Below are 3,630 nucleotides of genomic sequence, written 5' to 3'. Positions count from 1 at the left end.
GCTAAAGACTCGGCTGGTTCTTCTGTAGAACAAGAAGGAGGCCAGAAATGAACCTTGAGAAATGGTACGAACTACGTGATAAAACAGCCGACCTAAGCCTTAGAGAACGGGCAATTATGGCGGGTACTGCTGTGGTGATCATTGCTTTTATTTGGCTGCAGACAGGCTTCGCTGATTATGAAAAAAAGCACAAAGCTAACTTAGCCAACAAAGCATCGTTGACACAAGAAACTGTTGAGCAAAGTAATCGGCTCAGTGAGCTGACTTCAGCTTTGGCTCACGACCCGAATGCAGCACTAAGGCAAGAGCAAGAACAATTAAAAGAGCGCCTGCAGGGCTTACGTTTAAAGATAGGGCAGCGTATGAGTAACCTGGTTGCGCCTGAAGATATGGCAAACCTTATGAAAAAGGTCTTATCTGACTACAAAGGCTTGAGCTTGCTAAGTGCCAAAAATCTACCGGTAGAGCCCTTGAACGTGAGTTTGGGGAGTACCACAGACGAATCAGATAAGACTAATGATAGCGCCATTTCTGCAGAGCCTCAGGCGGTTATATTTACGCATGGCTTTGAAATGGAATTGCGAGGAACTTATTTCCAGACGGTTGAATATTTACAGCAATTAGAAAGCTTGAGCGGCTTTTACTGGAGAATGCTGAGTTATAAAGTTGATCGGTACCCTAATGCGACGATAAAAGTTCAGCTCAGTACTCTGAGCCTGGAAGAGGACTGGATCGGTGTTTAAAACTACAATTTACAAGAGCTCTTTAGTATTAGTGTTTGGCTTATGCTTAAGCGCTTCATTGTCGCTGTCCGCCAAACAAACTTATAGTTTGCCTGGCGGTGAGGTCTTGTCTGACCCAACAGCGCCGTATGGGGAAAAGAGAAAGGCTGCCGCGAAAACCAAGCGCCGTATGCCGAACTTCTCTCTCAACTATATAATGAGCGCAGGGGATAACCGCCGAGCAATGATCAATGGCAAAAAAGTGTATGAAGGAGACTTTGTTTCCGGTGCGAAAGTAAGAAGAATTTCGTCGGAGTCTGTCTCGTTGGTGTATGACGGAAGAGAAGTCGTTTTGCACCTCAATAAAATCAAACAAATTCGAAAATAACTTTAAGCGGGCCTAAGCTAAGGTTTGGTCTGCGATATAAAGCCTATAGCTACATGATTGTGGCAGGCTCAAAAGTACAGAAGTGAGAACAACATGGTAAGGTCAAAAGGCTCGTATCAAGTAACAAAACAAGGTGCCCACAGTTTACTGGCATTTTGTATGTGCTTAATTCTATCTGCCTGTGCGAATAAAAATGCGCTGCTCCAGACACCAACCGCGAACACCACGTCGGCGGTTGATCAGATAAACGATACCTTGGATGAGGCGCTTGATGAGCAGAATGAGCCTTTATCTCCCCATGCGAATGAAGAAGTGCCGCTTGCTGTTGTTGACGCACTAACGCCACAAATTGGTAATTACAATAGTGCAATAGGAAAAATTGAGCCGCGCTTTGATATTGGCGTGAACAATGTTCCGGCACGGGATTTCTTTGCCGGCCTTGTAGACGGTACAAATAAAAATATGGTTGTTCATCCTGATGTTAGTGGCAGTATTAGCTTGCAACTCAGGGATGTAACGGTATCTGAAGTGATGAGCATTGCCAAAGATATCTATGGTTATGAATATGAGGAGTCAGGCCGACTTATAAAGGTCTTCCCTGCCGGGCTTCGTACCCAGATCTTTCAAATAAACTATCTGAATGTAAACCGAAACGGCGATAGTGAGACGCGCGTTAGCTCTGGACAAATTACTCAAAACTCAAGTGGAGGAAGCTCTTCCTCAAGTGACTCCGACTCAGATTCTGGCAGTGCTAGTACGCAAAGCAGCGGTTTCGGAACTCGTATTGCGACCACTAACCAGAACGATTTCTGGCAGCGTCTGGAAAGTACATTACAGCTGATTATTGGTAGTAAAGAAGGCAACTCTGTTGTGATTACTCCAAGCACAGGTATGGCCGTCGTACGTGCTGATAGCGACACGCTTGCTTCGGTGGAGCGTTACTTGGAAAGCTCAGAGTTGATACTTCAACGCCAGGTTATTCTTGAAGCGAAGATATTAGAAGTGAGCTTGAATGAAGGATATCAGCAAGGTGTCGACTGGAGCTTCTCACGTGCAAGTGATAGTTTGGACTCATCGGGCAACCCGAAAAATGGTGTGAATTTTACCCAGCTCGCACGTCAGGTGACGTCTGGAGATGTAGGAGGTGTTTTCGCCTCGACAATAAAGCTAGGTAACTTTGATACCACGATCAACCTGCTAGGCACTCAAGGAAATGTTCAGGTATTGTCCAGCCCTCGCATCGCAACGGTAAATAACCAGAAAGCTGTGATAAAAGTAGGAAGTGATGAGTACTTTGTAACAGATATCGATTTTGAATCTAATAGTGATTCGAACTCTACGTCTACAGACATTGATTTGACACCTTTCTTCTCGGGAATTGCCTTGGATGTGACGCCTCAGATTAGTGAAGATGGCAAGATTATTCTTCATGTCCACCCAACAATTAGTAAGGTGGAAGATCAGCAGAAAATTATTTCAGTCGGTGGTCAGGACTTGGATTTGCCTTTGGCATTTTCGAGTATTCGAGAATCTGACAGTATTATTACGGCAGAAAATGGTCAGATTGTTGTGATCGGTGGCCTGATTCAAAATCGAAGTTCGGATAATAATTCCAGCGTGCCTTTCCTGTCTGAGCTTCCTTTGGTTGGAGAGTTATTCAAGCAAAAAGGCGAACAGTCTGAGAAAACCGAGTTGGTTATCTTGCTTCGCCCAACGGTGACGAACCGTCGAGTCATTCGTCAGGATATCAAAGCAAGCCGAGACCGTTTTGGCGAGTTTAGAGATGTAATGGCTGCACCTGTCCAAACCAGTTTTTATTGAGGTTTGGACTTAAGTATAAGACTTGTCGTCTAAAATAGAGCAACTTGATATGTACGAGTCCTTTTTTGGCTTAAATGAAGCGCCATTCACATTGACCCCAAACACTCACTTCTTTCTCAAGTCGGAGACGCATCAACACGGTTTGGAAATGCTGTTATGGGCCTTGAATAACAAAGAAGGCTTTATCAAAGTGTCCGGAGAAGTCGGTACCGGTAAGACTTTACTGTGTAGGAAACTTTTAAACTCTCTCGAAGACCCTTTCGTTACTGTCTACTTGCCTAACCCCCATTTTTCACCGGCAACACTCTATTGCCTGATCTCTGATGAGCTCGAAGCTGCTTTGGAAAGCGCTAGTCCGGCAAATAGTGAAATAATAATTGAAGAGCCTAAACAGCTTGGCTCGGTTGCAACAGATCAGCATGTACTGGCTTTGGGAAATATCCAAAAAGCTTTATTGGCCTTGGCTGCACTCGATAAACAAGTCGTTCTGGTGATTGATGAAGCGCAATCGATGCCGGAAGACACTATAGAAGCCTTGCGCTTGCTCACCAACCTGGAAACGGAATCGGCAAAACTGATGCAGGTTGTACTCTTTGGTCAGCCAGAATTGGATGAAACGTTGAATAGCAAAAGTCTTCGACAGCTGCAGCAAAGAATAACGTTTCAGCATGAAATTCGCCCGCTCGATAGGGAGGGTGT

Annotated in this window: 4 protein-coding genes; all 4 read left to right on the top strand. The window is 44.8% G+C overall.

From position 1 onward, the window contains the following. Nucleotides 1-47: 47 nt before the first annotated feature. Nucleotides 48-743: a hypothetical protein gene (locus A3761_RS21645; protein WP_068511626.1), complete on the top strand. Its 696-nt coding sequence runs from the start codon at nt 48-50 to the stop codon at nt 741-743. Beyond that, entirely contained in the window at nt 736-1,110 is a 375-nt protein-coding gene (locus A3761_RS21640; RefSeq protein WP_068511623.1) for a general secretion pathway protein GspB, read from the top strand. The genes A3761_RS21645 and A3761_RS21640 overlap by 8 nt, the downstream gene beginning before the upstream one ends. Before the next feature lie 159 nt (nt 1,111-1,269). After that, nucleotides 1,270-2,931 carry a pilus (MSHA type) biogenesis protein MshL gene (gene mshL, locus A3761_RS21635; protein WP_082870332.1) on the top strand — a complete coding sequence of 554 codons (1,662 nt, stop codon included), beginning with the start codon at nt 1,270-1,272 and terminating at the stop codon, nt 2,929-2,931. Between the two features lie 49 nt (nt 2,932-2,980). After that, nucleotides 2,981-3,630, top strand: a 650-nt coding sequence (locus tag A3761_RS21630) for an ExeA family protein (RefSeq protein ID WP_068750853.1), incomplete at its 3' end; no start/stop codon positions are given.

This window comes from Oleiphilus sp. HI0123, from assembly GCF_001635315.1.
Note: the sequence above shows the minus strand (reverse complement) of the source record. Positions and strands in the feature narration are given on the sequence as shown.

Excerpts from the sequence above, each read along its gene's own strand:
- A3761_RS21645 (WP_068511626.1), top strand. The coding sequence starts at position 48 with ATGAACCTTGAGAAATGGTACGAACTACGTGATAAAACAGCCGACCTA.
- mshL (WP_082870332.1), top strand. The coding sequence starts at position 1,270 with ATGTGCTTAATTCTATCTGCCTGTGCGAATAAAAATGCGCTGCTCCAG.